General features: G+C 64.6%; 25 protein-coding genes. 7 read left to right on the top strand and 18 right to left on the bottom strand.

The window, feature by feature from the left end:
- Window positions 1-179: 179 nt before the first annotated feature.
- Window positions 180-959: an SGNH/GDSL hydrolase family protein gene (locus KG104_RS16225; RefSeq protein ID WP_104053177.1), complete on the bottom strand. Its 780-nt coding sequence runs from the start codon at window positions 957-959 to the stop codon at window positions 180-182.
- A gap of 123 nt (window positions 960-1,082) precedes the next feature.
- Here KG104_RS16225 and KG104_RS16230 point away from each other — a divergent pair, with 123 nt between their 5' ends.
- Window positions 1,083-2,045 (top strand): diacylglycerol/lipid kinase family protein, encoded by a 963-nt coding sequence (locus KG104_RS16230; RefSeq protein ID WP_104053178.1) that lies wholly within the window; start codon window positions 1,083-1,085, stop codon window positions 2,043-2,045.
- 39 nt (window positions 2,046-2,084) lie between these two features.
- On the opposite strand, the gene KG104_RS18175 is transcribed toward KG104_RS16230, so the two are convergent.
- From KG104_RS18175 to KG104_RS16260, 6 genes are all read right to left on the bottom strand, one after another.
- Complete coding sequence (locus tag KG104_RS18175; protein WP_104053179.1) at window positions 2,085-2,810, bottom strand: M23 family metallopeptidase; 726 nt, start codon at window positions 2,808-2,810, stop codon at window positions 2,085-2,087.
- Window positions 2,811-3,161: 351 nt separating this feature from the next.
- Window positions 3,162-4,220: a siderophore-interacting protein gene (locus KG104_RS16240; protein WP_207347704.1), complete on the bottom strand. Its 1,059-nt coding sequence runs from the start codon at window positions 4,218-4,220 to the stop codon at window positions 3,162-3,164.
- Entirely contained in the window at window positions 4,217-5,128 is a 912-nt protein-coding gene (locus tag KG104_RS16245) for an ABC transporter ATP-binding protein (RefSeq protein ID WP_207347703.1), read from the bottom strand. Before KG104_RS16245 ends, KG104_RS16240 begins: the two co-directional genes overlap by 4 nt.
- 1 nt (window position 5,129) lies before the next feature.
- Complete coding sequence (locus KG104_RS16250) at window positions 5,130-6,179, bottom strand: FecCD family ABC transporter permease (RefSeq protein ID WP_420481771.1); 1,050 nt, start codon at window positions 6,177-6,179, stop codon at window positions 5,130-5,132.
- Window positions 6,180-6,184: 5 nt separating this feature from the next.
- Window positions 6,185-7,276, bottom strand: coding sequence for a FecCD family ABC transporter permease (locus tag KG104_RS16255; protein ID WP_372434160.1), 1,092 nt, complete (start codon window positions 7,274-7,276; stop codon window positions 6,185-6,187).
- A 100-nt stretch (window positions 7,277-7,376) separates the two neighbouring features.
- Window positions 7,377-8,435, bottom strand: coding sequence for a glutathione S-transferase family protein (locus KG104_RS16260; RefSeq protein WP_104053183.1), 1,059 nt, complete (start codon window positions 8,433-8,435; stop codon window positions 7,377-7,379).
- 156 nt (window positions 8,436-8,591) lie between these two features.
- Here KG104_RS16260 and KG104_RS16265 point away from each other — a divergent pair, with 156 nt between their 5' ends.
- Window positions 8,592-9,629 carry an NAD-dependent epimerase/dehydratase family protein gene (locus tag KG104_RS16265; RefSeq protein WP_207347702.1) on the top strand — a complete coding sequence of 346 codons (1,038 nt, stop codon included), beginning with the start codon at window positions 8,592-8,594 and terminating at the stop codon, window positions 9,627-9,629.
- On the opposite strand, the gene KG104_RS16270 is transcribed toward KG104_RS16265, so the two are convergent.
- The gene (locus KG104_RS16270) at window positions 9,595-10,557 is read right to left on the bottom strand and encodes an NAD(P)/FAD-dependent oxidoreductase (RefSeq protein ID WP_207347701.1); all 963 of its coding nucleotides are present in this window, start codon (window positions 10,555-10,557) and stop codon (window positions 9,595-9,597) included. The two genes, KG104_RS16265 and KG104_RS16270, sit on opposite strands and share 35 nt — an antisense overlap.
- Before the next feature lie 53 nt (window positions 10,558-10,610).
- Here KG104_RS16270 and KG104_RS16275 point away from each other — a divergent pair, with 53 nt between their 5' ends.
- Window positions 10,611-11,927, top strand: coding sequence for an APC family permease (locus KG104_RS16275; protein ID WP_207347700.1), 1,317 nt, complete (start codon window positions 10,611-10,613; stop codon window positions 11,925-11,927).
- Between the two features lie 4 nt (window positions 11,928-11,931).
- Here KG104_RS16275 and KG104_RS16280 read toward each other — a convergent pair whose 3' ends face one another.
- The 6 genes from KG104_RS16280 to KG104_RS16305 form a co-directional block, all read right to left on the bottom strand.
- Window positions 11,932-13,005 (bottom strand): YhjD/YihY/BrkB family envelope integrity protein, encoded by a 1,074-nt coding sequence (locus tag KG104_RS16280; RefSeq protein WP_104160214.1) that lies wholly within the window; start codon window positions 13,003-13,005, stop codon window positions 11,932-11,934.
- 105 nt (window positions 13,006-13,110) lie between these two features.
- Complete coding sequence (locus tag KG104_RS16285; RefSeq protein ID WP_181032212.1) at window positions 13,111-13,422, bottom strand: PRC-barrel domain-containing protein; 312 nt, start codon at window positions 13,420-13,422, stop codon at window positions 13,111-13,113.
- 89 nt (window positions 13,423-13,511) lie between these two features.
- Window positions 13,512-14,741, bottom strand: coding sequence for a mechanosensitive ion channel family protein (locus tag KG104_RS16290; RefSeq protein ID WP_104160212.1), 1,230 nt, complete (start codon window positions 14,739-14,741; stop codon window positions 13,512-13,514).
- 90 nt (window positions 14,742-14,831) lie between these two features.
- Window positions 14,832-15,881 carry an ABC transporter substrate-binding protein gene (locus KG104_RS16295; protein ID WP_207347699.1) on the bottom strand — a complete coding sequence of 350 codons (1,050 nt, stop codon included), beginning with the start codon at window positions 15,879-15,881 and terminating at the stop codon, window positions 14,832-14,834.
- Window positions 15,882-16,013: 132 nt separating this feature from the next.
- A complete protein-coding gene (locus KG104_RS16300) occupies window positions 16,014-16,361 on the bottom strand; it encodes a bifunctional 3-phenylpropionate/cinnamic acid dioxygenase ferredoxin subunit (RefSeq protein WP_207347698.1) in 348 nt (115 codons plus the stop codon).
- Window positions 16,362-16,471: 110 nt separating this feature from the next.
- Complete coding sequence (locus KG104_RS16305) at window positions 16,472-16,906, bottom strand: MarR family winged helix-turn-helix transcriptional regulator (RefSeq protein WP_207347697.1); 435 nt, start codon at window positions 16,904-16,906, stop codon at window positions 16,472-16,474.
- A gap of 240 nt (window positions 16,907-17,146) precedes the next feature.
- On the opposite strand from KG104_RS16305, the gene KG104_RS16310 reads away from it, so the two are divergent.
- Entirely contained in the window at window positions 17,147-19,120 is a 1,974-nt protein-coding gene (locus KG104_RS16310) for an acyl-CoA dehydrogenase family protein (RefSeq protein WP_104160209.1), read from the top strand.
- Window positions 19,121-19,145: 25 nt separating this feature from the next.
- Here KG104_RS16310 and KG104_RS16315 read toward each other — a convergent pair whose 3' ends face one another.
- Window positions 19,146-19,784: a TetR/AcrR family transcriptional regulator gene (locus KG104_RS16315; protein ID WP_237687085.1), complete on the bottom strand. Its 639-nt coding sequence runs from the start codon at window positions 19,782-19,784 to the stop codon at window positions 19,146-19,148.
- A gap of 157 nt (window positions 19,785-19,941) precedes the next feature.
- On the opposite strand from KG104_RS16315, the gene KG104_RS16320 reads away from it, so the two are divergent.
- From KG104_RS16320 to KG104_RS16330, 3 genes are read left to right on the top strand one after another with little or no spacing between them, the layout of a single operon-like run.
- A complete protein-coding gene (locus KG104_RS16320) occupies window positions 19,942-20,724 on the top strand; it encodes an SDR family oxidoreductase (RefSeq protein WP_207347696.1) in 783 nt (260 codons plus the stop codon).
- A gap of 19 nt (window positions 20,725-20,743) precedes the next feature.
- A complete protein-coding gene (locus tag KG104_RS16325) occupies window positions 20,744-22,012 on the top strand; it encodes an acyl-CoA dehydrogenase family protein (RefSeq protein ID WP_104053195.1) in 1,269 nt (422 codons plus the stop codon).
- A 2-nt stretch (window positions 22,013-22,014) separates the two neighbouring features.
- A complete protein-coding gene (locus tag KG104_RS16330; protein WP_237687084.1) occupies window positions 22,015-23,136 on the top strand; it encodes a phosphotransferase family protein in 1,122 nt (373 codons plus the stop codon).
- Between the two features lie 23 nt (window positions 23,137-23,159).
- Here KG104_RS16330 and KG104_RS16335 read toward each other — a convergent pair whose 3' ends face one another.
- From KG104_RS16335 to KG104_RS16340, 3 genes are all read right to left on the bottom strand, one after another.
- A complete protein-coding gene (locus KG104_RS16335; RefSeq protein WP_104053196.1) occupies window positions 23,160-24,194 on the bottom strand; it encodes an NAD(P)-dependent alcohol dehydrogenase in 1,035 nt (344 codons plus the stop codon).
- Window positions 24,195-24,340: 146 nt separating this feature from the next.
- The gene (locus KG104_RS18340; protein ID WP_420481768.1) at window positions 24,341-24,448 is read right to left on the bottom strand and encodes an MFS transporter small subunit; all 108 of its coding nucleotides are present in this window, start codon (window positions 24,446-24,448) and stop codon (window positions 24,341-24,343) included.
- Window positions 24,445-25,878 (bottom strand): OFA family MFS transporter, encoded by a 1,434-nt coding sequence (locus tag KG104_RS16340; RefSeq protein ID WP_104053717.1) that lies wholly within the window; start codon window positions 25,876-25,878, stop codon window positions 24,445-24,447. The genes KG104_RS18340 and KG104_RS16340 overlap by 4 nt, the downstream gene beginning before the upstream one ends.
- Between the last annotated feature and the right edge of the window lie 91 nt (window positions 25,879-25,969).

Below are 25,969 nucleotides of genomic sequence, written 5' to 3' on the forward strand. Positions count from 1 at the left end.
GGCGTCAGGCAGACCAACAAGTTTAGGAAAAACAGCGGGGGTTACCGAATTATCAGCGTTCTGATGATGCGTTCAGGACACCATTTGCCGGGAAAACACCCATGCAGTCATTGGGCTCTTGGGGAATTCTGTGAATCACCTCACCCCGGAGGTTTTACGCACCGATCCGGGGCCCTTTTTCAGGAACGGACCGGAACTTTGGGGTGTACCGGAATCGGGTATTTAGGGGTCAGATTGTCACCTGAGGAAACCCCCCGCAGCCGGCGCCCGACCCACGGTCCGAGGTATTCCCGAGCCCACTGGGCATCACGGCGCAGTTGCTCGGCACGGGTCCGCGCAGGCAGCTCGTCCAGCTCCGGGACATCGATGGTGTCGGTGCGGCGCAGGACTTCGAGGACTTTCTTGGCGGTGAACATATGTCCGGCCGGGGCCATGTGCAACCGGTCTATGTCCCAGTACCTTTCGTCCTGCAGTTCCTTCATGCGCCAGTAATCCACGAGCTCGGCACCGTGGCGGTCAGCGACCTCGCGCACCAGCTCGTTGTACAGCGCCGTCCGCCCCCGGGTGGCCCCAAACACCGGTGACCGGCCCGAATCGAATCCGGTGAACATCAGCACAGCGGCGCCGGAGGCACGCAGCTTGGCAATGGCGCCGTCGTACGAGTCCATCAGTGTGTCGATGTCCACCCGGGGGCGCAGAATGTCGTTGCCGCCTGCGTAAATGCTCACCAGCGTTGGTTCCAGTGCGATGGCGGCGTCCACCTGTTCCGCCAGGACCTGATGCAGTTTCTTGCCGCGGATCGCCAGATTGGCGTATCCCCAGGAGTCTTCGGCGAGGATCAGCTGCTCGGCGACGCGGTCCGCCCAGCCCCGCACCCCGTTGGGCAGGGAGTCATCCCAGTCCCCCACGCCTTCAGTGAATGAATCGCCCAAAGCCACATACCGAGAAGTAAAAGTCACTCCCACAGGGTACAAGTTGATTCTGTTGTTTCCGCATTGACAGCTAGCTGCACGCCCGGCGGATTAGACTCTGAACAATACCGTCACCGTTTCGCAGTACACCGCGAGCAACCAAAGGAACCCATGGCCAGCTCAGCAGCCGGACCGCGCCAACGTGCCGCAGTCATCATGAACCCCATCAAAAAGACCGATGTGGACATCCGCGCCCTGGTTGAGAGCGCCTGCCGGGACCAGGGCTGGGATGAGCCGCTGTGGCTGGAAACCACCAAGGAGGATCCGGGGCGCGGCATGGCCAAAGAGGCCCTGGAAGCCGGCGTGGATGTGGTGATCGCGGCCGGCGGCGACGGAACCGTACGCTGTGTTGCCGCCGAACTGGCAGGCACTGACACGCCGCTGGGGCTCATCCCGCTTGGAACGGGGAACCTACTGGCCCGCAATCTGGATATCGCCGTCGACGATCCGGAGGCCGCGGTTACCGCCGCCCTTACCGGAACGGACCGCAATATCGACGTCGTCCACGTCACCCTGGACCGCGCGCTGGAAGGCGACGTTTTCCTGGTCATGGCCGGGCTCGGGTACGACGCCGCTCTCATGGGCGATACGAACGACACGCTCAAGGACCGCGTCGGCTGGCTGGCCTACATTGACGCTGGTGTCCGAAACCTGCCAGGCAAACCGGTCAAGAGCACCATCCGGCTCGACGGCGGCAAGGAGATCTCCGGCTTTCCCCGCAGCGTGATGGGCGGCAACTGCGGAAAGATCATGGGCGGCCTGGAGATTTTCCCCGGTGCCCGGATTGACGACGGGCTGCTGGACATCATGACCATGGCCCCCAAGGGGCGGTTGGGCTGGCTCGGTGTTGTGGCCGGACTGCTGCGCCGGGGGAAGGGCAAGGGAACTTCCGTGGAGTATTACCAGTGCAAGGAAGCTGAAATCTTCACGCAGACCCCGCAGGAATTCGAAGTTGACGGTGACCACCTGGGCAAGGCCTCGCATGTGGCTTTCCGCGTCGATCCCAGCGCTTTGCGGGTTCGGATGCCGCAGGGTGAGAAGGATCCGGCCATTCTGACCGACCCTGAAGTCTAGAAGGCCGCTGCCCCGGGCCAGGGGCAGCGGCCTTCGTTGCTAGAGTCCCATCCAGACTGCGGGATCCTGATATTCGCCATCTTTCAGCACTTCAAAGTGCAGGTGAGGTCCGGTGGAGTTTCCGGTGCTTCCAACGGCCCCGACCTCCTGGTTGATATCCACCCACTGGCCCACCTCGACAAAGATGTCATTCAGGTGGTTATAGGTGGTTTCGACACCGTCTCCGTGGTCAACAACAACCCGCAGTCCGCCGTACTGGTGATATTCCGCATACACCACGGTGCCAGGCGCAATTGATTTGACGGGTGTGCCCAGATTGGCACCGAAATCAATTCCGGTGTGCCATTCCAGTGCACCGTTTCCAAGCAGCGGGTTTTCCCGCCAGCCGAACGGAGACGTGACGCGCAGCTCGTCCAGCGGCACCGACGGGGGTTCCGGAGCCGGTTCTGCGGGCGCCTCCTCCACAGGCGTCGTGGATCCCTGGCCGTTTTCCGCAGGGGGCGCTTCGGCCGGCTCCCCGGAATTCTCTCCGGGTTCCGCAGAGCTGTCTCCGTGTTCCGCGGACAGTTCGGAAGTCACAGATGCCCGCTCCAAAAGGAGCGCATCCTGCCCGGCGCTGTGGGCAGTGCCTGCCACGGCCGACCCGAGCACCAGCGCCGCCCCGGCCCCGAGGGCACAGGTTTTGCGAGCGGGGGTGGACAGCCAGCGCAGGTCTGCCGGCAGGGATTGAACGGCCGCCGGTACCTTTTCGAGCCGGTACCTCATTGTCTCCGGCCAGTGCTTTGCAAGTCTCGAGGAAATACTCTTTCCGGGCGGTGCGCTTTCTGTGGTCCAGCTGAGGACCTTTTCCCGCAGGTCCGGCAGGATACGGTCCCGCAGTTCCGGCAGAAGCCGTTCCCGGATTTCAGTGAAATGATCTGAGTACTTCGTCGTAATCCATCACCTCTTGTGCAGTTGTCGGCAAAGGGGCAGTGAACAGCAATAGTTCTCATAGGCGGGAGCCAGGCTCCCACTCGTTTCACTTTACCGACGCGGCACTTTGGGATGAAAGCAATTGTGATGAAGGTCAGTCATCCCTTGGCGGCAGATCACACTCCGTAGAGGTGGCTCCGAACCTTAGCCTTCGGCGCGTCCCCTGCGCCAATAGCCCATGAACGCAACCTGTTTGCGGTCAATTCCGGCTTCGCTCACCAGATAGCGGCGCAACCCGCGGACCACGGCGGCCTCGCCGGCAATCCAGGCGTAGAACGGCAGCGCGCCCGACGGCGTGTGCGGGTTGGGTGTTCCCTGGACGACCGCCGGAGTAAGCCGCTGAGGTGTCTCCCAAAGGATGGTTTCGTCCACGTTGATGTCTTCGATCCGGGGGCGGGGCGGGACCGGCGCACCGTCCACGGAGGCCCATCCGGGAAGCGCCACGGCCTCCCGGACAGCGGCGTCCAGCAGCTCACCGTGGGGCCGGCCGCTTCGGGCAAGCCAGCTCACCCGGACCGAGGATTCCGTGGACACCTGCTGCTCGTCGGCGGCTGTTGGAACTTCCAGCAGGGCGTGGCCGGTCACATCCCGGGGCAGGCTCTCCAGGATGGCCGTGATCGCCGGTACGGCCGTTTCGTCGCCCGCCAGCAGGATGTGGCGGGCCATCCCGGGACGCCATTCAATCCCGCCGTAAGACTCCGCCGTGACACAGTGGGCGGCGTTGGGCCCAATGATGCTCACCCGGTCCCCCGGTTCCGCAGCGGCAGCCCAGCTGGACGCGGGGCCGCCCCTGCCCTCTTCATCGAAGTGCAGGACAAAATCGACGTCGATCTCCGGCTCGGCACCCGAGCACCGGGCAGCACGGACGGTGTAGGTGCGCATGGAACCGCGCACAGCCGCGTCCAGCTGCAGCCAGTTCCGGTACCAGGCGGTATCAGTGCAGTCGAACTCCGGCACCGGAATCCGGGTGCCGTCGGCAGCAATCGAAGGAACCACCACCTTGATCCGCAGATCGTGGGTCTGTCCCTGGATCCCAAACTCGGAAAGGCTCGGACCCGCAAAGGTGATGCGCTGGAAGTTTTCGCTCAGGCGCTGGACCCGCCGCACATGGACGTCGAAGCACATCACGGCTCCGGCACCTGAGGCACGGCGTGCCTTGCGGGGTACCGCTGTTGCTCCGGTGCGGGTGCTGACCTGAGTCATGATGCGGCCTCCAGGCGGGTTTTTGGTTCGCGTGCGGTTAGGGTGTCGTGCGGGTTGGGCAGGTAGCCCACCCCTCTGGCAGGGTCCTCATCAGCCGGCTGCAACGCATGATGACGGCCAATGGGAACCACCATAGGGGTTCCGGAGACAGGATCGGGAATGACTCTGGATTCCAGACCAAAAACGTCACGGACCAGGTCTTCGGTGACGACGTCGGCCGGGGCGCCCTGAGCGGCGATGGCACCGGACTTCATTGCAATCAGGTGGTCTGCATAGCGGGCGGCGAGATTCAGGTCATGCAGCACGATCGCCACGGTGGTGCCTGCCCGCCGATTCAGGTCCGTGATCAGGTCCAGCACTTCAATCTGGTGGGTGACGTCCAGGAAGGTGGTGGGCTCATCCAGCAGAAGAATCCGGGTCTCCTGCGCCAGGGCCATGGCAATCCACACCCGCTGGCGCTGGCCTCCCGAGAGCTCATCAACGTTCCGCTCCGCCAGGTCCAGAGTGCCGGTGGCTTCCAGTGCGGCGGCAACGGCGTCGTCATCCCCGGGTGTCCACTGGCGGAACCAGCCCTGGTGCGGGTAGCGGCCGCGGCCCACCAGATCCGCCACGGTGATGCCGTCCGGCGCCACCGGAGTCTGGGGCAGCAGGCCCAGGATGCGTGCCACCTCGCGGGCAGGCCTGGAATGGATGTCCCTTCCGCCCAGCAGCACCGTGCCGCCGGCAGGTTTGAGCAGCCGCGAGAGGCCGCGCAGCAGTGTGGATTTGCCGCAGGCATTGGCGCCGACAATGATCGTGATCTGCCCGGCGGGGAGTGTGACCGACAAACCGTCCACCACCAGGCGCTCGCCGTAGGAAAGAACCAGATCCTGTGCGCTCAGGGTGTTCGGGTCAGGGGTATTGTCCATCTCAGCCTCCTCGGCCTACACGGTTGGAAGTCACCAGCAGCCACAGCAGGAACGGCGCCCCGAGGGCACCTGTCACCACGCCCACGGGCAGTGAAACACCGGGAACCAGATTGGCTCCGACAAAATCTGCGGCCAGCACGATGACGGCGCCCACCAAGGCGGAGACCGTTAGCGAGTGCCGCCCGCCCAGCAGGCGCCTGGCAATCGGGCCGGAGAGAAAGGCAATGAAGGCCACTGGTCCCGCAGCAGCGGTGGCCACGGCAGCCAGAGCCACCCCGGCAACCAGCAACCCCAGTTTGGACGCCTCAACCCGCAGTCCAAGCCCCGCTGCTGTGTCCTCTCCCAGCTCCAGCCCGCGCAGCCGGCGCGCAAGGACCGCAGTAACGGGCAGCAGCACAAGCAGGGCCAGGGCCAGAACGGCGGCACGGTCCCAGTTGCTGGAGTTCAGCGAACCGTTCAGCCAGACCAGCACCTGGGAAGCGGTCCGCACATCGGCACGCGTCATCAAAAAGGTCACCACGGCCTGCATAACGGCGGCGAAGCCGACGCCGACCAGAATCAACCGGTAACCGGCTGCACCGCCGCGCCGGGAAAGCAGGTAGATGGCCATCGCGACAACCAGGGCTCCGCACAGGGCGGCCAGGGAAACAGTTGTCCCGGCGGCACCGAAGACCACTATGGCCACCACGGCACTGGCACTGGCTCCGTAGCTGATGCCAATGATGTCCGGGCTGGCCAGCGGGTTGCGCAGCATGGTTTGGAAAATGCTGCCGGAAATCCCGAAGGCGGCACCCACCAGAAGTCCTATAACGGCGCGCGGCAGCTTGCTCTCCATCACGATGAACGTGGCACCGGGAATCTGTTCCCCGCCGAGTATCCGGAAGAAGTCCGGGATGGTGACGGTGTAGGTGCCCAGCAGGATACTGACTGCAAAGAGAACGACGACGGCGGCCGCCAGGACAGTGGCCACCACGCGGCCGCGTTTCAGGGACCGGCGGCGGGCGGCGCGGACCAGGAGGGCTCCCGGTCCGGTTGCGGAACGGTCCAGCAATGCGCTCACAGCTGGGCCTGCTTCCGCCGCCGGACGAGCCAAATAAAGACAGGGGCTCCGATGACGGCGGTCATGACGCCCACTGGAATTTCTCCCGGCGGGAGGGCTAGGCGCCCAATGATGTCGGCAATGATCAGCAGCACCGGCGCCAGGACCAGGGAAAAGGGAAGGATCCACCGGTAGTCCGGCCCGGTGAAGGACCGGACCATGTGCGGGATCACCAGGCCGACAAAGCCGATCGGGCCTACGGCGGCCGTGGCGGCACCGCACAGCAGCACCACTCCCAGGGCAGTGATGCCGCGGCTGAGGCCCACCCGCTGCCCCAGCCCCCGGGCCACGTCATCCCCCAGGGACAGACCGTTCAGTGCCCGGCCGGCGCACAGCGTGATGACGGCGCCGGCTGCCAGGAAGGGAACGACGGCGCTGATCACGTCCCAGCCCCGACCGGACAGACTGCCCGCCTGCCAGAAACGGAAGATGTCCAGTGTCTGCTGGCTGGAAACCAGCACTGCGCTCATGAGTGAACTCAGTCCGGCGGACAGGGCCGCCCCGGCGAGGGCCAGTTTGACCGGAGTGGCGCCTTCCCTGCCCAGGCTCGCCACGGTGTACACAAGGACGGCGGCCAGTGCCGCGCCGGCCAGCGCAAACCAGATGTAGCCAAGGAAGGTGGAAATGCCGAACCCGTAAATGCCGAGCACCACAAAGAAAGCCGCTCCGGCGTTGACCCCCAGAATTCCGGGGTCCGCCAGTGGATTGCGGGCCACGCCCTGCATGGCGGCCCCGGCCAGCCCCAGTGCGCCGCCTGCCAGCAGGCCAAGAACGGTGCGGGGAATTCTCGACACCACCACCGCATGGTCTCCGTTGCCGGGATCGTAGGAGGTCAGGGCTTCGAGCACGGTCCCAAAGGACAGCGCCCGTGCGCCGAAGGCCACGGATGCCAGGCAGGCCAGCGCCAGCACGCCGATCGCGGCCGCCAGCAGGGCCGCCCGGCGGCCGTTCCGGGGAACCGCCGTGCGGCGGGACGGTATTTGCCCTTCCGTCCCGGCAAAGCGGAGGGTTTTAGGTGCCGGTGCGGAGGAGCTGGCGTTCACGCCCACCGCGGCACCTCCTTAAGACGGAATGATCTTAAGTAAGGCTAACCTACGGTCCCGGTCCTTAAGAAACGTTTCTGTGCCCTATTCGCCGGGCGGAAAGCAATCAGCGCGCGCCGTGTCCCGGTGCCACCTCTTCGCCCGGACGCACAGGTCCCGGAGGGGTTCCGTTGCCGAACGGCCGGCCGCCGAGCTGCTCCCGGTGATGCTCGGTGAGCCACCCGGACAAATCCGGCCCCTTGGGAACGATACCCGTGGGGTTAATGTCCTCATGGACGATGTAGTAGTGGGCCTTGATCTGCTCGAAGTCGACAGTGTCGCCAAAGCCCGGCGTCTGGAACAGGTCCCGGGCGTAGCCCCAAAGGTTCGGCATCTCGGTGAGCTTGTTCCGGTTGCATTTAAAGTGGCCGTGGTAGACCGCATCGAAGCGGACCAGGGTGGTGAACAGGCGGACGTCGGCCTCGGTGATGGTGTCGCCGATGAGGTAGCGCTGGCGGGAGAGCCTGTCCTCCAGCCAGTCCATTGCGGCCCACAGCCGGTCATAGGCGGCGTCATACGCCTCCTGCGATCCGGCGAAGCCGCAGCGGTACACGCCGTTGTTGATCTCGGTGAAGACGCGCTTGTTGACGGCCCGCATTTCCTCCATGTGCTCTGCAGGCAACAGGTCCGGGGCACCCTCGCGGTGGAAGTCCTTCCACTCAGTGGAGAAATCCTCGGTGATCTGCGGAAAATTGTTGGTCACCACGGCGCCGCTGGGAATGTCCACGACGGCCGGTACGGTGATGCCGCGGCTGTAGCCGGGTGTGCGGCGGAAGAACGCCTCCTGCAGGCGTTCGATCCCCAGCACCGGGTCCCTCCCGTCCGGATCCAGGTCAAAGGTCCAGCTCCGGGCATCGTGGGTGGGGCCGGGGGTGCCCAGCGAAATGGCATCTTCAAGACCCAGCAGGCGCCGCACAATGATGGTCCGGTTGGCCCAGGGGCAGGCCCGTGCTGCGATCAGCCGGTATCTGCCGGCTTCCACCGGATAACCGTCCCGGCCGTCGCGCGTGATCCGCGTTTCGATGTAGTTGGTGTCCCGGGTGTATTCCGTACCGCCGGTGACATAGGCTCCGCGAGTGCTGAAGCCGGAGCCGTTGTCCTGGTCTGTTGCCGTGTTCTCAGCCATGGGAATCCTCGTTCGGGTGCGTGTGCCTGATCCTGCACTCAACACTAGTGGCTCCGAACCGGTCCCGGCTGCCCCCTGCTCTGCCGCCCGTCTCCCCGGTAGAGTCGAGGGCAGCGCCTGCGTATCCCAACACCCAAAGCCGGAGGAACAAGCCACATGCGAGTAGCTGTCATTGGAGCAACCGGAAATGTTGGCACAGCCCTGCTGCGCCGGCTGGCCCAGGCCCGCGGCGAACGGCCGGACGGCCTGGAGATTATGGGGATCGCCCGACGGATTCCGGACGGCGGCACCCCTCCGTACGACGGCGTCGAGTGGCACAGTATCGACATCGCCACGAGTGAGGGCCGGGAAAAGCTGACCGAGGCACTGAAGGGAGCCGACGCCGTCGTCCACCTCGCCTGGGCCATCCAGCCCAACCGTGACGAGGCGGAGCTGCACCGCATTAACGTGCACGGCACCGAAAACGCCCTGGCCGCCGCGGCGGCCGCGGGGGTGCGCCAGTTTGTCTGCGCGTCGTCCGTGGGCGCCTACTCCCCCGCCCCCAAGGACCGGCTCACCGATGAGTCGTGGCCCGCGCGCGGCATCGCCAGCTCCCACTACAGCCGGCACAAGGGCGAGCAGGAAGCGCTGCTGGACAAATTTGAACGCGAGTATCCGGAGATACCGGTAGCCCGGCTCCGTCCCGGACTGATCTTATCCTCGGATGCCGGCACCGAAATTGGCAATTACTTCCTGGGCCCGCTGGTGCCCAAGTTCATCCTGAACAAGCTGCGCCTGCCGCTGATCCCCCTGCCGAAGGAGTTCTCCTTCCAGATTGTCCACGCCGATGACATGGCCGATGCTTACTGGCGGGTGGTGGACCAGCGGGCCGAGGGTGCCTTCAACATTGCCGCCGATCCGGTGATCACCCCGGAGCTGCTCGCCGGAGTGCTGGGCGCCCGGCGGCTGCTGAACATTCCGGTGAAACTGGTGCGCGCCGTCGTTGGCCTGACCTGGGCCGCACACCTGCAGCGCACCGATCCGGGCTGGATAGACATGGCTGCCGGCGCTCCCATTATGGACACCTCACGGGCACGGGATCTGCTGGGCTGGACTCCGCGGCGCACCTCGGTTGAGGCGCTGAGGTTTGTCCTGGACGGAATGACGGACGGCGACGGAGTCAAAGGCTCGCCGCTGCTCGCTCCCCGCCGCTGAGCGCCGCCTCGGTGTCCTCCTCCAGCAGCTGTGCGTTCAGCGCCACCGCCAGCCGGTAGGCGTCACCGGCTACCGGCACCACCTGGCCGGACGGATCGGTGACGTTCCCGACGGCCCAAATCCGGTCTGCCCCGGTCCGGCCGTTGTCATCCGTTTCCAGGCACCCGTCCGCGTCCAGGGTGCATCCCGGTATGTCGGCCAGTGCAGGGTCAACAGTGGCCACCGGTTCGCAGAACAGGGCACGGCACGGGACCGTTCGGCCGTCCGCCAGGACCACCGCGTCCAGGGCGTCCTCGCGGATGAGCAGCCGCTGTGCTGCCCCCTCCACAATGTCCACGCCCATAGCCTCAAGGGAACGGACGTCATCGCCTGAAAGCTCGAGTCCGTCCTGGACGATCAGGGTCACCTCTGCGGAGAAACTCCGGACCAGGATGGACTGCTGGACGGAGCTTTGCCCCGTTCCCAGGATGGCCAGCGCCTGGTTCCTCATCTCCCAGCCGTGGCAGTAGGGGCAGTGCAAAAGGTCCCGGCCCCACCGTTCCCGGGCACCGGCAATGTCCGGCAGGGTGTCCCGGAGCCCGGTTGCCAGCAGCAGATGCCTGCCCTGCAGCACTCTGCCGTCGGCAAGCTCGGCCTGCCGGTCCTCGTTCACGCGGATAACCTGCCCGGACACCAGCTCTACGTCGTACTGCTCCAAATCCGACCGGCACAGGCGCACAAGTTCCGCAGGCGAAATGCCGTCCCGGGAGGGAAAGCCGTGAACCTGGTCCGCGGGACCGTTCCGGGGCTGGCCTGCGTCCACAACCGCAACCCGGCGGCAGGCCCGCCCCAGCACGGTGGCAGCGGTCAGACCGGCTATTCCGCCGCCGATGATGACCACGTCATAGCGGTCGGCGGGCTCCACAAACACATTGGAAGATCGAGGCATGATTCTTTTCTATCGCACTTTTCAATAATCGTCAGCAAGCTTAGTTTTACCCCATGACGAACAACGCGCAGGCAGGTTCCGCTTCAAAACTCAAACAGGGCATCACCGGCCCCATGCTGTACCTCTTCATTCTTGGGGATGTCCTGGGTGCAGGCATCTATGCGCTGGTGGGCGAGGTGTCCGGCGAAGTAGGCGGAGCCATCTGGGTGCCGCTGGCGGCAGCGCTGCTGCTGGCGCTGCTCACCGCTTCCTCGTACGCCGAACTCGTTACGAAGTACCCCAAGGCGGGCGGGGCCGCCGTCTTCGCGGAGCGCGCCTTCAAGCGTCCGGCGCTGTCTTTCATGGTGGGGTTCTGCATGCTCGCCGCCGGTGTCACGAGTGCTGCCGGCCTGTCGCTGGCCTTTACCGGCGACTACCTCAACGCCTTCCTGGACGTTCCTCCGGTGCCTGCAGCCATCGTTTTCCTGCTCCTCGTCGCCCTGCTCAACGCGCGCGGGATTTCCGAATCAGTGCGGACCAACGTGGTCATGACCGTCATTGAACTCTCAGGCCTTGTCCTCGTCATCGTGCTGGTGGCCGTGATGGTTGGCCGGGGCGACGGCTACACGGAACAGATCACCGAGTTTCCCGCGGGCTCCAACCCGGCAACGGCAGTGCTGGCAGCTTCCCTGCTCGCCTACTACTCCTTTGTGGGCTTCGAGGTCTCGGCCAACGTTGCGGAAGAAGTCCGGGACGTCAGCCGGGTTTATCCGAGGGCCCTGTTCGGGGCGATGCTGACCGCCGGAGTGGTGTACCTGCTGATCGGGATCGCCGCAGCCAGTGCGCTGCCCACGGAGGAGCTTGCAAATTCCAGCGGCCCGCTGCTGGCGGTGGTCAGCGCCACGGGTTTCGGCCTTCCGGACTGGATCTTCAGCCTGATTGCACTGGTGGCCGTAGCCAACGGCGCCCTGCTGACCATGATCATGTCCAGCCGGCTGACCTACGGCATGGAGGAGCAGGGCCTGCTTCCCGCAGTCTTCGGCAAAGTCCTGCCTAACCGGAAAACGCCGTGGGTGGCGATCATGGTCACCACCGCCGTTGCCATGGTCCTGACCATGACCGGCGGATTGGCGTCCCTGGCCGAAACCGTGGTGCTGCTGCTGCTCCTGGTCTTCCTCAGCACGAATATTTCAGTGATCGTGCTGAGGAAGGACTCCGTGGACCATCCGCATTTCCGTACTCCGCTGGTGCTGCCCTACCTTGCCATTGCTTCCTGCGTCCTGCTGCTCACCCAGCAGTCAGGGGCGGTATGGCTGCGGGCCGGGATCCTGCTGGCGATCGGCGGGGTGCTCTACCTCGTCCGCCGCGCAGTCAAGGGCAAGGTGGGCTGAGGGCTTACTTGAGGTCGTCGTCGTAATCCTTGCCGGCGTGCTGCTGACGCAGCTTGCGGCCCTCCTCGATGTCTTCTTCCATCTGCGCCTCGCGCTTTTCCGTCTGGCGGGTGTCACGCGGCGGCAGCTGAACGCTTTCTTCAGCCTGGATACCGGCCTGCAGCTCGCGTCCGCGTTCCACCTCGGCGTCAAACTCCGCACCGAACAACAGCGACAAGTTTGCCAGCCAGAGCCACAGCAGGAGAACGATCACACCACCGATAGCGCCGTAGGTCGCGTTGTAGTTGCCGAAGTTGGCCACGTAGAAGCTGAATCCCAGCGTGACGATCCCCAGCACGATCAGCGCGATGAAAGCACCCATGCTCATCCAGCGGAACTTGGGCTGCTTCACGTTGGGCGTGGCGTAATACAGAATGGCGACAAGCAGCACGGCGAAGATCAACATCGCCGGCCATTTGGCGATGTTCCAGATCATGACGGCCTCTGATCCGAGGCCAACAAAGTTGCCTATGGTCTCAGCGATCGGGCCGCTGAGGACCAGCATCATCAGCAGCGCGGCAACCAGCAGGACGAGCACCAGGGTGACCAGGAGCTGGGTCGGCAGCAGCTTCCAGGCCGGCCGGCCCTCGTCCACTTCGTAGATCCGGTTCATGGACCGGCCAAAGGCTTTGACATAGCCGGAGGCGGACCACAGGGCGCCGACAATACCGATGATCAGGGCGAATCCTGCGCTGCTCGACGACGTCAGCTGGGTGATGGGGCCTTCCAGGACCTCCACGGCACTGGCCGGGGCGAACTCTCCGAGGAGCTCCAGCATGGCCTTGGTGGTGCTTTCAGCCTGCCCCACCACGCCAAGGATGGACACCAGCGCCAACAGTGCCGGGAAAAGGGCAAGGACCGTGTAGTACGTCAGCGCTGCCGCGAGGTCGGTGCACTGATCCTTGCTGAACTCGCGGATGGTTTTGCGGGCGATGTATTTCCAGTTGGGCTTCGTGACCTCGGCCGGGGTGTCCGGCTTGCTCGCGTCGTCCGGACTGGGAGCCGTTTGCGCCTTGTCCCCGCTGTTTTGCTGCGCCATGACGGCCTCCTCGGTGCGTTGGATGATCGAATTTCATCCTATTGCTAAGGAGGCTTACTACCAAAGGCTGCGGGGGCGGGTTTCGGTTTTATCCTGCCGGTGCGGTCAGAAATCCTTGTAGTAGTCCGTCAGCAGGGTCTCCTCCGCCGGGCTGAGCGCGCCGTCGGGGTCAACCTGCGGCGAGTCATCCACCACCTGCCGGCTGTAATTCACGTAGATGTCGTCGTCGTCCCGGCGTGCGCCCGCCAAAGGAACAAAGTGCTGGCGGGCTTCAAACAGGCCCAGCGCAACAGTAATCCACTCCGGCACACCGGTTGCCCGGTCCAGATGGACCTGGCCCACCAGCCCCAGCCGCTCACCGTCCTTGGCCCAGACCGTGGACCCCTGAAGTTCGTGGAGGACAAATTCATCTGCCATAACCGTTCCTCTTTTCATGTCCCGCCGGAGCGCACGTTATCCCAGCAGGCCAGAAGAGTGCCTGCCTGTCAACGGACAGCGGGAAGATGTCAGCGGCGGAGTCCCTCGTCCTCGGCAGAGTTCTCCTCCCGCTCCGCATAAACCTCTTTCCCCGGCCCGGCGAAGGAGTGCCGGCGGTCCACGGCTTCAAGCGAACCCGTGAAGAACTGCGAGGTGCTGGTGTCCGCCGGATCCCCGCCGGCCTGCGGGCGGGCATTCCGGTGCACCTCCGGAGCCCTGGACTTCACTTCTTCCCAGCGCTGGCGGGGCAGGCCTCCCGGATGCCATTCCTGCATATAGGTCACCATCGCTTCACGCACCAGGCAGCGCAGGTCAAACAGGGCACCGCTGTCCGCGGCGCTGACCAGGATGCGCACCCGGACCAGGCCTTTTATCGCATCGGTGATCTGGAGAACGCCGGTGCGGCCGTCCCAGAGGTCGGTTTCCGCCAGAGTCTTCTTCAGATGGGTGCGCAGGTCCCCCACCGGTGCACGCCAGTCCAGGTCCAGTTCCACCGTGCCGAGGATGGCGGACTGTTTCCGCGTCCAGTTCTCGAACGGCGTGGTGGTGAAATAGGTGGACGGCAGGATCAGACGGCGGTCATCCCAGAGGTGCACCACCACATAAGTCATCGTGATTTCTTCGATGGTTCCCCACTGGGTTTCCACCACCACAACGTCATCCACCCGGATGGCGTCAGTGAAGGCAAGCTGCATGCCGGCAAACACATTGGTCAGCGTGCTCTGCACCGCCAGACCGGCGACGATGGAGATCAAACCGGCGGAGGCCAGGATACCGGCGCCAAGGGCCTGAACCTCAGGAATAGTGAGCAGGACGCAGGCCACGGCAATCGTGATGATGATGGCCACACCTACCCGCCGGCCCAGCATGACCTGCGTCTTGAGCCGGCGCATCCGGCGGTTGTCCTTGGTGTCCGTCGTGTACTTGGTGAGCAGCATCGCTTCGATGATGAGCAGGACAACAACGGCCAGCCAGGCCAGCGAGGCAATCAGGGCCAGGGTGAGGATATAGCTGACCGGTTCGAACCAGTCGAAGCCGACAGCGGTGGCACCGAGGGCAATCCGCACACCGATCAGGGACAGCACCAGCCGCAGGGGGTTGCGTCCCAGCGCAATGACCTCACGGATCCGCGGGACGCGCCGGAAGATCTTCGCCATGGACTCACGCACTATCCGCGCCAGCACCAAGGCTGCCGCGACGGCGATCAGGAGGGCAAATACGGGTTTGAGGCCGGAGGCAACAGAGAGGACGTCTTGCATACCCTCGATCGTGTCAGTACCCCCGGGGGTCCTGTCCAATCGGCAAAAAGGGCATCCCGGCCACGCCGGGATGCCCTTTTTGTACCGAAACTACTTGGCGGCGTCGGCCGCAGCGGCTGCTTCCGCAATCATCGGCACTACATTGTCCAGGGCATACGGGACGCTCAGGACGTTGATGGCTGAGACGGAGAAGACACGCTCAGCATTGGCATCGGCAACGAGGGCGCCGTTCTTAACCGCAGGAATCTGGCCCAGCAGCGGGTCGGCCTCGAGGGCCGCAGCGGCTTCGTCATCAGCCACCCAAGTTACGAAGATGTCGGAGTCCAGTTGGTTGGCGTCCTCATCGGCCCACGGAAAGTAGAAGGCGTCAGCCGGGGCCTTCTCATCCACGATCGGCGCCTGGACCATGCCCAGCTCAGTCAGGAACTTGGGGCGGTTATCCAGGGAGGTGTAGACGGAGGAGGCACCCTTGGCGAGGTTGCCGTAAATGAAGGACTTGCCCTCCAGCTCCGGGTACTTGGCGGCAGCGTCCTTGATCGACTGCTCCGTATCTGCAACCAGCTGTCCGGCCTTTTCACTCAGGCCCAGCGCTTCACCGGTCATCTCAGCAGTTTCCTGCCACGAGGTGCCCCAGGGAGCGTCCGGGTACGCGACGACGGGGGCGATCTTGGAGAGCTTGTCGTAGTCTTCCTGGGTCAGGCCGGAATAGGCGGCAAGAATAACGTCCGGGTTCGCGGCAGCAACATCTTCGAAGTCGATGCCGTCGGTGTCCGAATACAGCGCCGGAGCATTCTCGGATCCGATGGGAGCATCCAGTTCTTCCAGCGCCTCATCAATCCAGGGCGTGGTTCCCTGTTCGTTGCCGCCGTAGCTGATGGCCGGCATGACCACCGGCACAACGCCGAGGGCCAGAGCTGTTTCTGCATTTGACCAGGCAACGGCTGCCACCCGCTCGGGAGCGGACTCTATGGTTGTTTCGCCGTAGACGTGTTCGATGGTGACCGGAAAGGACTCGGTCGCCGCTGCAGTGGAGCTGCCGCCGTCGCCCGCTTCACCGGTGGCACCGGTTGAGCAGGCGGAAAGGGACAAGACAGCGACGGCGGCAACAGCCGCAGCGCGGCGCATCCGGGACAGGGCCATGGTGGGCTCCTTGACTAAGGGTTGGACTCTTGAGGCAAAACCAATATCCGGAGAATCCGGACAAAAGTAAGGCTAACCTATCCTTAGATTAAATACGCAACGTCTGCCTTGCGTATTACGGCCGCCGGTCCATCAGTTCACCTGTTCCGGCGCTTCCCCCGGATAAAGGTAGATGCCGTCGTCACGCGCTTGGACTCGATGCGTCTTGGCGTTCACCATGGCCGGCAGGCACAGGGCCTGGCCGGTGCGCAGGCAGAACCGCGCCGAATGGACAGGGCATTCCACCTCCGTATCCTCAATCCACCCTTCCGACAGCGATGCTTCCTCATGGGTGCAGGTGTCATCCAGGGCGTAGTAGTTTCCGTTGTCGCTGTGGAAAACAGCAATGTCGTCCGAGGTGCCGGCAACCTCGGCATCGACCTTTAGTGCGGTTCCTTCATCAATTTCATCCGCAGCCGCAACACGAATGCCTTCGGCCATCATTACCCTCCTCCAGCACGGGATGTAACAAGGTGTTCTTCCCTCCAACTACGTTACCCGGCACCCCGGCCTGCCCGCACAGGACATGGGGCGGACATGCGCGGGGGGGGCTACAGGGAGGCGGAGGCTCCTGTACGCCGGATCTCCAGCTCGCGAATGAGCCCGATGAGTTCCTGGCGAAGCTCCGGCCGGAGGGCTGCAGTGAAACCGGACCGCTCGATGTCATCGGCATGCCCCAGCATCTTCCGCCCATACTGGGAAATACTCACTGCACGGCGCGAGCCGCTGGGCTCGGGCGGCAATTCCCCCACCAGCCCCTGGCGGGACATCGTCACCAGTGACGTGCCCAGCGTCTGCGCCGTCACCCGCAGCCTCCGCGCCAACTCCGCCCGCTTCATGGGCCCCTCAGCGTCCAGCACCCGAAGCACCGTGACCCGCTCCTGCGTCAGGCCAATGCTCCTCAACCGGTTGTCGACCTCACGGCGCACCAGCCGGGCTGCCGTGGACAGCAGCCGGACAGCTTCCCATTCCCCCTCGTTCTGCATTTGCCTGCTTTCCTGTACGTATCTCCAGTTGGCATCAAAACAATCAGTGTGCTTACTATTCCAACGCCATGATGGGGGGTCTTGTCAACAATTTGGACATTCGGCCGGCCTGCGGAGTCAAAGTCATCGGCCGAGAAGAAGGGCACCGGCACACCCTTTCTGCCCACTGCCACCGCGCGTAAGCTGTGGCGCACAGCCAACGGAGGTTGCCTGGAGCAGCCCGGAGCGAGGGGAAGTGCCATGAGCACCAAGGACCTGCAGGATGCGCGCACCACCGGCAGTGACGGCGTTCGGGAAGTCAAGGAACGCGTGGTCACCGCCCAGGATGCCCGCGCGCTGGCTGAAGAATCCCGCATCGCCGAGGACCGGCGGCCCGGTTTTGCCAAAGGCATTTACATGGGCAGTTACAACTTGGATCTGATTCGGCCCCAGCCGGCGGATCCCGAGGAAGCCATCCGCGAGCGCGATTTCCTGGACCGGCTGGAAGCCTTCTGCGGCACCTTGAACGGGCAGGTCATTGAAACCACCGGCGTCATCCCCGATGAGTACCTGCAGGGGCTGACGGATCTGGGGGTCTTTGGCATGAAGATTCCGCGCCGCTACTCCGGACTGGGGTTGTCCCTGCTCGCGTACGGCCGCGCATTGATGCTGCTCGGCTCCGTGCACCCCAGCCTTGGCGCACTGGTCTCGGCCCACCTGTCCATCGGCGTACCCGAGCCGGTCAAGGTGTTCGGCACCGACGAACAAAAAGAAAAGTACCTTCCCCGATGTGCCGGCGGAGCCATCTCCGCGTTCCTGCTGACAGAGCCCGACGTCGGCTCCGACCCGGCGCGGATGCGCGCCACCGCCGTGCCCTCCGGGGACGGGAGCGAATATGTCCTGGACGGAGTAAAGCTCTGGACCACCAACGGCGTGATTGCCGAGCTGGTGGTGGTCATGGCCGCAGTGCCGCCGCACGGCACGGAAAAGGGCGGAATCAGTGCCTTCGTCGTGGAAATGGACACCCCCGGCATCACGGTGGAAAACCGGAACAACTTCATGGGGTTGCGCGGCATTGAAAACGGTGTGACCCGGCTGCGCGGTGTTCGGGTTCCCGCCGCCAACCGGCTGGGCAGGGAAGGCCAGGGGCTGAAAATTGCCCTCACCACCCTGAACACCGGACGCTTATCCATCCCGGCGCTGTGCGCCGGTGCCGGAAAATGGTCGGTCAAGATCGCCCGGGGGTGGACCGGAACCCGCGAGCAGTGGGGCCGGCCCATTGGCCGCCATGAGGCCGTGGCAAAAAAGGTGGCTTTCATCGCTGCCACCGCCTTCGCCCTGGAAAGCGTCTTCGAGCTGTCCGCCTCCCTGGCCGACGCCGGCACCAAGGACATTCGGATCGAAGCCGCGCTGGCCAAATTGTGGGCCTCTGAGATGGCCTACCGGATTGCCGATGAGCTGGTGCAGATCCGGGGCGGACGCGGTTTCGAAACAGCAGCTTCCCTGGCCGCGCGGGGCGAGCGGGCGGTTGCCGCCGAACAGCAGCTGCGGGATCTGAGGATCAACCGGGTCTTCGAGGGCAGCACGGAGATCATGCACCTGCTGATTGCCCGTGACGCGGTTGATGCGCATCTGAAGGCAGCGGGTGACTTGGCGGTGGCGGATGCCTCTTTGGGCAACAAGGCCAAGGCGGCTGTAAAGGCCAGCGGATTTTACGGCCGCTGGCTCCCCACGCTCGCCGCCGGGAAAGGGTCCGTTCCCACCGCCTATGCGGAATTTGGCCCCCTGGCGGGTTACCTGCGTTACGCGGACCGAGCTTCACGCCGGCTTGCCCGCTCCACGTTCTACGGGATGGCACGGTGGCAGGCGGGACTGGAACACCATCAGGTGTTCCTGGGCCGGATAGTGGACATCGGCGCGGAGCTTTTCGCCATGTCCGCTGTGTGCATGCGGGCTGAAACCCTCCGCCGCAGGAATCCCGAAGAGGGTGCGCAGGCATATGAGCTGGCTGCAGCCTTCTGCGCGCAGTCACGCGTGCGGACTGAAACTCTCTTTGACGATCTGTGGCGCAACTCGGATGCAGAGGACCGCAAGCTCACCAAGGGCGTGCTTGCGGGACGCTACACCTGGCTGGAGAAAGGGGTGCTGGACCAGTCCGAGGGCACCGGCCCCTGGATCTCCGCGTCGGCAAACGGGCCGGATGCAGGTGAGGACCTGCACCGCCGGTACCGGTGACTACCGTTGGCTGCCCCTTTGACCGTCAGCTGCCCATGGCCGCGCGGGTAATCACCACATACCGGGCGGCCAGGTCTTCCGGGGACAGCTCACCGGCAGACCGGTACCACTGGGCGACGCCGGTGCACATGGTAATCACGGCACGCGCGGATTCCGCCGGGTAAGGCGTGGCGAACACTCCGGCGGAGACGCCGTCGTTTACCACCCCTGTCAGCAGCAGCTGCTGACGGTCACGGGCGGCAATGTGCGCTGCGCGGGCATCATCCTGGAGGCTGCGGATTTCCGATGCCGCGATGAAAGCGTGCTCACTGCGGTGGGCATGAAAAAGCACCAGACACTCGATGAGCAGCCGGAAGCGCTCCTCCACCCCCGGGCCGGCCTCCGCGAGGGCGGCTTCGCTCCGCTGGTACAGATCAGTCATCGCGCGCTGCACTATGCCTTCCAGCAGTGCATGCTTTGAGGAATAGTGGTGATAGATCCCGGGAACGGAAAGACCGGCACGGCCGGCCACCTCCCGGATGGTGGTGCCGTGATAGCCCTGTTCCACGAAACATGCCAGGGCAGCCGCCAGCACCGGCGGCAGTTCCTGTTCGGAGTAATTCCGCCAGTCCATGCCTGCGGCGGCCGACCGCTCCGCTTCCCCGCCGATACTGCCGCTGCCCATGCCGCTCCATCCCTTTCCGATCGGCCGTAAGTGACCCTTGACACAATTTTGCCCCTGCACCAGACTTAGCATACCCACGCGCCATACCGATCGGTTGCTCGGTCCGATCTTCGTCGGTCCGGTTCCTGCCGGTCCCCGTTCCATCCTGAGGAGCTCCATGCCAGAGAACAGCATTCCCGCCCCCCGGCTGGACGGAAAAACGGCCATTATTACCGGTGCCAGCCGCGGCATCGGTTTGGCGGTGGCCCGCCGGCTGGCGGCTGAAGGCGCCCGCGTCTGCATTACGGCCCGCAAGCCCGGCCCCCTGGCCGAAGCCGCGGCATTGTTCCCCGAAGGGTCCGTACTTGCCATCGCGGGCAAGTCGGACGACGCGGACCACCTGGCCGAAGTACTGGACACGGTGGCAGCGGAATTCGGCCGGCTGGACATCCTGGTGAACAATGCAGGCATCAACCCGGTCTACGGTCCGCTAATGGACCTGGAGCCCGAGGCCGCCCGCAAGATCATCGATGTCAACCTGTACGGCACCCTCGGCTGGGTGCAGGCCGCCTATCACCACGAGAAGCTCGATTTTGCCGGCCGCGGCGGTTCCGTGATCAATCTATCCTCGGTCAGCGCCCAAACGCCGTCTCCGGGCATCAGCTTCTACGGGATCAGCAAGGCTGCCATTGAGCAGCTCACCCGTTCCCTGGCCGTGGAGCTTGGCCCGGCCATCCGGGTCAACGCACTGGCTCCCGCCGTCGTCAAGACGCAGTTTGCCCGGGCGCTGTATGAGGGGCGGGAAGAACAAGTGGCTGCCGCCTACCCGCTGGGCCGGCTGGGAACCCCGGAAGACGTGGCGGCCGCAGCCGCCTTCCTGGCCTCCGATGACGCAGCCTGGATCACCGGCCAAATCCTGAACCTCGACGGCGGCCTGCTGGCTGCCGGCGGCAACGCATAAGCCACGCAAAGGACACCGAATGAATACCCTTCCCCCGGACATCGAAGACCTGCGCCTGCGCACCCGGGACTTTATCCGCACTGTGGTCATGCCGGCGGAGCCCGCTCCGGGGGATCGGCTGTCGGAAGGCGAACGGGACCGGCTGCAGGCAGCCGCCAAGAGCGCCGGCGTGTTCGCACCGCATGTGGCGCGGGAATACGGCGGACAGGGTGTTCCCCTGCAGTTCTGGTCCCCCATCTTCCAGGAGGCGGGCTATTCACTGATCGGCCCCACAGTGCTCAACTGCCAGGCACCGGATGAGGGCAACATGCATATGCTCGAACTCATCGGCACGCCGGCACAGAAGGAGCAGTATCTGCGTCCCCTCGTGTCCGGTGCTGCGCGTTCCTGCTTCGGGATGACCGAACCGCACCCGGGCGCCGGATCCGATCCGGCTGCGCTGCGGACCTCGGCTGAGAAGGTCGACGGCGGCTGGGTCATCAACGGCCACAAACGTTTCATCAGCGGCGCCAACAATGCGTCCTTCTGCATCGCCATGGTGCGCACGCCGGCAATCGAGGCAGCCGCTGACGGCGGCACATCCTCCCCCGCCCCGGCCGGAGCCACCATGCTGCTGGTGGACATGGACACCCCCGGCGTCCGCATCGGCGAACAAATCTCCACCATGGACCGCGCCATTGGCGGCGGACACCCCCACCTGCACTTTGAGGACGTCTTTGTTCCGGACTCTGCCGTTCTGGGTTCGCCCGGAGAGGGCTTCCGCTATGCGCAGGTCCGGCTGGGTCCGGCGCGGCTGACGCACTGCATGCGCTGGCTCGGGCTGGCCCGGCGGGCAATGGACATTGCCCTGGACCGAACCAACACCCGCGAGATTTTCGGCTCCGCCATGCATGAACTCGGCATTGCCCAGGACATGCTGGCACTGAACGTGATGGACCTGGAAACGTCCGATGCGATCATCACCAAAACGGCCGCCCTGCTGGAAGCCGATGCGAAGGCCGGCTCGGCGCTCTCATCGGTGGCCAAGGCACACACCTCCGAGGCTGTGTACCGGGTGATCGACCGCTCACTGCAGCTGTGCGGGGGCGACGGCGTCTCCGACCGGCTGCCGCTGGCGTCCTACCTTAACGAGGTACGGGCCTTCCGCATCTACGACGGGTCCAACGAAACGCACAAGTGGGCCATTGCAAGGCGGGCATCCGCTGCCCGGCGGCGCGAGGTGGAAGCGGGAGCGCCGTTCCAGGCTTCCGTGGACACCGCTGCGGCCTACAGTTCCACGGAGGCATAGGCATGGCTGTCACCGCACCGTCCATGCACTCGGTCCCTGACGGCAGCGAGGTGGTGGCAACCTCGGCCGAGGCCGCAGCGCTCACTTCACCTCCGTTGCTGATCCTGGACGCAGTCACAAATTTCCTCGACAGCCACAACCTCGGCTCCGGCCCCCTGTCCTGGGCTCAGATTGGCGACGGACAGTCCAACATCACCTATCGGCTGGAGCGCGGCGGCGACGTGTTTGTCCTCCGCCGGGGACCGCGGCCGCCCCTGCCCCGTTCAACGCATGACATGGTCCGCGAAGCGCGGATCCAGCAGCTCCTGCGGGGCCGCGGCATTCCGGTTCCCGCCATCCTTGCGGTGTGTGAGGACGAGTCCGTCCTGGGCGTGCCGTTCTACGTGATGACTTTCCTGGAAGGTCTGGTCATCACCAACACCATTCCACCGGCTCTGAGTTCTGCCGAACAGCGGCTGGCCACCAGCAACGCCGTCGTCGATACCTTGGTTCAGCTGCACGCGGTGGACGTGGCGACCGGCGACCTGGCATCCTTCGGCCGTGCCGACGGTTACCTGCGCCGGCAGGTGGAACGTTTCTCCGCGCTCTGGGACATCAACACCACCCGCTCCCTGCCCGACGTTGCCCTGCTGGGGAACTGGCTGGCCGACAACCTGCCCGCCAGCCAGCAGGCCTCGGTGCTGCACGGGGATTACCGCCCCGGAAACCTGATGTTCCATCCATCGGCGCCGGCACGGGTTACTGCCGTCCTGGACTGGGAGATGGCGGCAGTGGGCGATCCCCTGGCCGATCTGGGCTACCTGACCGCAACGTACGCCCAGCCGGACAGCCCGCCCAGCCCGCTGGAGCTGACCGCCGTCACCCGCAATCCGGGTTATCTGACGCGCGGCCAGCTGATTTCCCGCTACCAGGAACAAACCAGCCTGTCCCTGGACGCCCTCCCCTGGTATCAGGCGCTGGCCCTGTGGAAAGCCTCCATCTTCTGCGAAGCGATCTACACCCGATGGCTCAAAGGAGAGCGTCCCAACGACACCCTGTTCGCGCCGACACTGGAGGACGGCGTTCCGCAGCTGCTAGCCCAGGCACGCGTGTTTGCAGGCCTGTCCCCCGCTGCCGCGCGCTAGGAACGCGCCAGGTAAAGGGCCGGCTAGGGGACGACGACGGCGCGGCCCAGGATCTGGTTGTTCTTGAGTTTTTCGTAGGCCTTCGGCGCATCGGCGAGGGAGAAAACCTCGGTGTGTACGTTGATCCCACTGGACCGGGCCAAATCGAAGACTTCAATCAGTTCGGGCCGGGTGCCCCAGTACGGCGAGCGGATGGATGCCTCCCAGGCACCGGCCATCAGTCCGACGGGCAGCACTCCGGCGCCCACACCCACCAGGACCTGGTCCCCCTGCGGCCGGATCATGGCCTGGCCCAGGTCCATGGTGGCCTGGTTGGCGACAAAGTCGAATACCACGTTGGCCCCTTCACCGTGGGTCAGGTCCCGCACCAGAGCCACCGTTCCCTGCTCGGACGGGAACGTGTAGTGGGCTCCGACTTCCGTGGCCAGGTTCAGTTTGTCCTCACTGATGTCCAACGCAACCACCGTGGCCGGGGTCATCGCACGCAGCAGCTGCACTGCCACGTGCCCCAGACCGCCTACGCCGATCACCACACAGGTGGCACCGGCATGCAGTTTGGCCAGTGAACCCTTGATCGCGTGATAGGGCGTCAGCCCCGCGTCGGTCAGGGACACGTTCTTCACCGGGTCCAGGTCACCCAGGGGAACCAGATGCCGGGGACTGTCCACAATCATGTATTCCGCCATGGCCCCGGGCGCTCCCAGTCCCGGCGGAACAATGCCGTAGCGGGCAGCATTGGTGCAGTAGTTTTCGCTGCCTTTGGAACACTCATAGCATTGTCCGCAGCCCCACGGGCCGTAGACCGCCACCGATGTTCCCAGCTCCAGGTGCTCCACGCCGTCGCCCAGCATGTCCACCACTCCGGCGCCTTCGTGGCCAAGGGTCTGCGGCCTGCCGTACACATACTGGTCATCGGGCAGGCTCATGATGAACTCATCGGAATGGCATACGCCGGCAGCGCTCACCTTGATGCGGACCTGCCCCGGGCCGGGCTCGGGAGTCTCGATTTCCACAACCTCGGGCGCCGAACCAATCGTGCGGTATTGAAGTGCCAACACGTCATACTCCTTTTCTCCGCGGAGCCGGCAGGGGCCGGAGCGGAACTGTTGAGTGGCTTGGTCCCCCATCCTGACACCGCACCGGCCGTCAACACACCCCCTTCGGCGCAGTGGGGGCGGGAAATGCCCCAACGGCGTGCCGGGCGTCAGCTGAAGAGAGCCGCAGCCCGGGACAGGGTTTGGAAGACTCCGTAGGCCAGCGGCACACCCACCAGAAGCCAACTCACGGTGATCCGGATACTTGTCTTGCTCACTTGTGATCCTCCTCCAGTTTGGTGGTGTCCGGCTTGCCGGCATTTCCCCCGCTGTCCGCGCCCCTGGCCTTCTGATGCTTGTCCGGTTCGTGATGTTTGGAATCAACCGGGCGCACCATGAGGTTGGCGATGAAGCCAATCACCAGCAGGGCCACCATCGTGAGCAGCGCCGGCTGGTAGGCCTCGGCGTTCAGTTCCCCGGGTGTCCCCTGGGCATCAAGGAACGAGTTCACGATCAGCGGACCGGCGATGCCTGCAGCGGACCATGCCGTCAGCAGCCGTCCGTGGATGGCGCCTACCTGGAAGGTGCCGAACAGGTCCCGCAGGTAGGCGGGAACCGTGGCAAAGCCGCCGCCGTAGAAGGAGAGGATGACAAAGGCCAGGAGAACATACAGGATGGTTGACGTGTTCCCGAACAGGGCGAGCATCAGGTAGAGCACTGCTCCTGCCCCCAGATACACCATGTAGATGCGCTTTCGCCCGATCACGTCGGAAGTGGCGGACCAGACAAAGCGCCCGCCCATGTTGCCGATGGAAAGCAGGCCCACAAAACCTCCGGCGACCGCCGCGCTGACGAGGGAAACGCCGTCGGGCTGGCGGAAGAAGTCCTGGATCATGGGCGCGGCCTGTTCCAGGATGCCGATTCCGGCTGTGACGTTGCAGAACAGGACAATCCAAACCAGCCAGAATTGCCGGGTCTTGATCGCATTGGCCGCAGACACATGGTTTGTGGTGACCAGGGCCTTGGACGCCACTGTTTTGGGATCAAACCCTTCCGGCGCCCAGCCGTCCGCCGGTACCCGGATGGTCAATGCCCCGTAGAGCATATATACGAGATAGATGGCGGCGAGGGTCAGGAAAAGCTTCCCGACGGCGTCGCCGGCGTTTGCTCCGGCCGTTCCGAAATCGGGATCGTAGAAGGTCAGCAGTGCAGAGGAGAGCGGGCTGGCGATCAGCGCGCCGCCGCCAAACCCCATGATGGCCATCCCCGTGGCCAGCCCGGGACGGTCAGGGAACCATTTGATCAGTGTGGAGACCGGAGAAATGTAGCCGATGCCCAGCCCGATGCCGCCGATGACTCCATACCCGATGTAGAGCAGCCAGAGTTGGTTGGTGAAGATGCCGAGCGCACCCACCAGAAAGCCTCCGGTCCAGAAGACGGCGGAGACGAACATCGCTTTGCGCGGTCCGTTCCGGTCAACCCAGGTCCCCATGACGGCGGCGGAGAGGCCGAGCATGACAATCGCCACCGAGAAGATGATGCCGATCTGGGTCAGGCTGGCGTCGAAGTGCTCCACCAGTGCGTTCTTATAGACGCTCGTTGCATACACCTGGCCGATGCACAGGTGGACGGCCAGAGCCGCGGGCGGGATTAGCCACCGATTGAATCCCGGCGGGGCGATGGTGTTTTCACGGTCGAGCCAGCTCATCCATAACTCCCTTGTGGTGCTGCGGCACGTGCTTAACTGCTGTGTCAGCCAGCATTCCCCATGCCGGCCTGCGGAAGACTGTGACACGCCG

The organism is Arthrobacter sunyaminii, assembly GCF_018866305.1.
GTDB lineage: Bacteria > Actinomycetota > Actinomycetes > Actinomycetales > Micrococcaceae > Arthrobacter_B > Arthrobacter_B sunyaminii.

Bases quoted from the DNA above. Each gene is read 5' to 3' on its own strand.
- KG104_RS16295 (WP_207347699.1), bottom strand. From the start codon at position 15,881: ATGGCCCTGTCCCGGATGCGCCGCGCTGCGGCTGTTGCCGCCGTCGCT.
- KG104_RS16300 (WP_207347698.1), bottom strand. From the start codon at position 16,361: ATGGCCGAAGGCATTCGTGTTGCGGCTGCGGATGAAATTGATGAAGGA.
- KG104_RS18175 (WP_104053179.1), bottom strand. From the start codon at position 2,810: ATGAGGTACCGGCTCGAAAAGGTACCGGCGGCCGTTCAATCCCTGCCG.
- KG104_RS16320 (WP_207347696.1), top strand. From the start codon at position 19,942: ATGCCAGAGAACAGCATTCCCGCCCCCCGGCTGGACGGAAAAACGGCC.
- KG104_RS16305 (WP_207347697.1), bottom strand. From the start codon at position 16,906: ATGCAGAACGAGGGGGAATGGGAAGCTGTCCGGCTGCTGTCCACGGCA.
- KG104_RS16275 (WP_207347700.1), top strand. From the start codon at position 10,611: ATGACGAACAACGCGCAGGCAGGTTCCGCTTCAAAACTCAAACAGGGC.
- KG104_RS16245 (WP_207347703.1), bottom strand. From the start codon at position 5,128: ATGGACAATACCCCTGACCCGAACACCCTGAGCGCACAGGATCTGGTT.
- KG104_RS16315 (WP_237687085.1), bottom strand. From the start codon at position 19,784: ATGGGCAGCGGCAGTATCGGCGGGGAAGCGGAGCGGTCGGCCGCCGCA.
- KG104_RS16330 (WP_237687084.1), top strand. From the start codon at position 22,015: ATGGCTGTCACCGCACCGTCCATGCACTCGGTCCCTGACGGCAGCGAG.
- KG104_RS16265 (WP_207347702.1), top strand. From the start codon at position 8,592: ATGCGAGTAGCTGTCATTGGAGCAACCGGAAATGTTGGCACAGCCCTG.
- KG104_RS16290 (WP_104160212.1), bottom strand. From the start codon at position 14,741: ATGCAAGACGTCCTCTCTGTTGCCTCCGGCCTCAAACCCGTATTTGCC.
- KG104_RS16310 (WP_104160209.1), top strand. From the start codon at position 17,147: ATGAGCACCAAGGACCTGCAGGATGCGCGCACCACCGGCAGTGACGGC.
- KG104_RS16340 (WP_104053717.1), bottom strand. From the start codon at position 25,878: ATGAGCTGGCTCGACCGTGAAAACACCATCGCCCCGCCGGGATTCAAT.
- KG104_RS16230 (WP_104053178.1), top strand. From the start codon at position 1,083: ATGGCCAGCTCAGCAGCCGGACCGCGCCAACGTGCCGCAGTCATCATG.
- KG104_RS16260 (WP_104053183.1), bottom strand. From the start codon at position 8,435: ATGGCTGAGAACACGGCAACAGACCAGGACAACGGCTCCGGCTTCAGC.
- KG104_RS16270 (WP_207347701.1), bottom strand. From the start codon at position 10,557: ATGCCTCGATCTTCCAATGTGTTTGTGGAGCCCGCCGACCGCTATGAC.
- KG104_RS16325 (WP_104053195.1), top strand. From the start codon at position 20,744: ATGAATACCCTTCCCCCGGACATCGAAGACCTGCGCCTGCGCACCCGG.
- KG104_RS16280 (WP_104160214.1), bottom strand. From the start codon at position 13,005: ATGGCGCAGCAAAACAGCGGGGACAAGGCGCAAACGGCTCCCAGTCCG.
- KG104_RS16240 (WP_207347704.1), bottom strand. From the start codon at position 4,220: ATGACTCAGGTCAGCACCCGCACCGGAGCAACAGCGGTACCCCGCAAG.
- KG104_RS16285 (WP_181032212.1), bottom strand. From the start codon at position 13,422: ATGGCAGATGAATTTGTCCTCCACGAACTTCAGGGGTCCACGGTCTGG.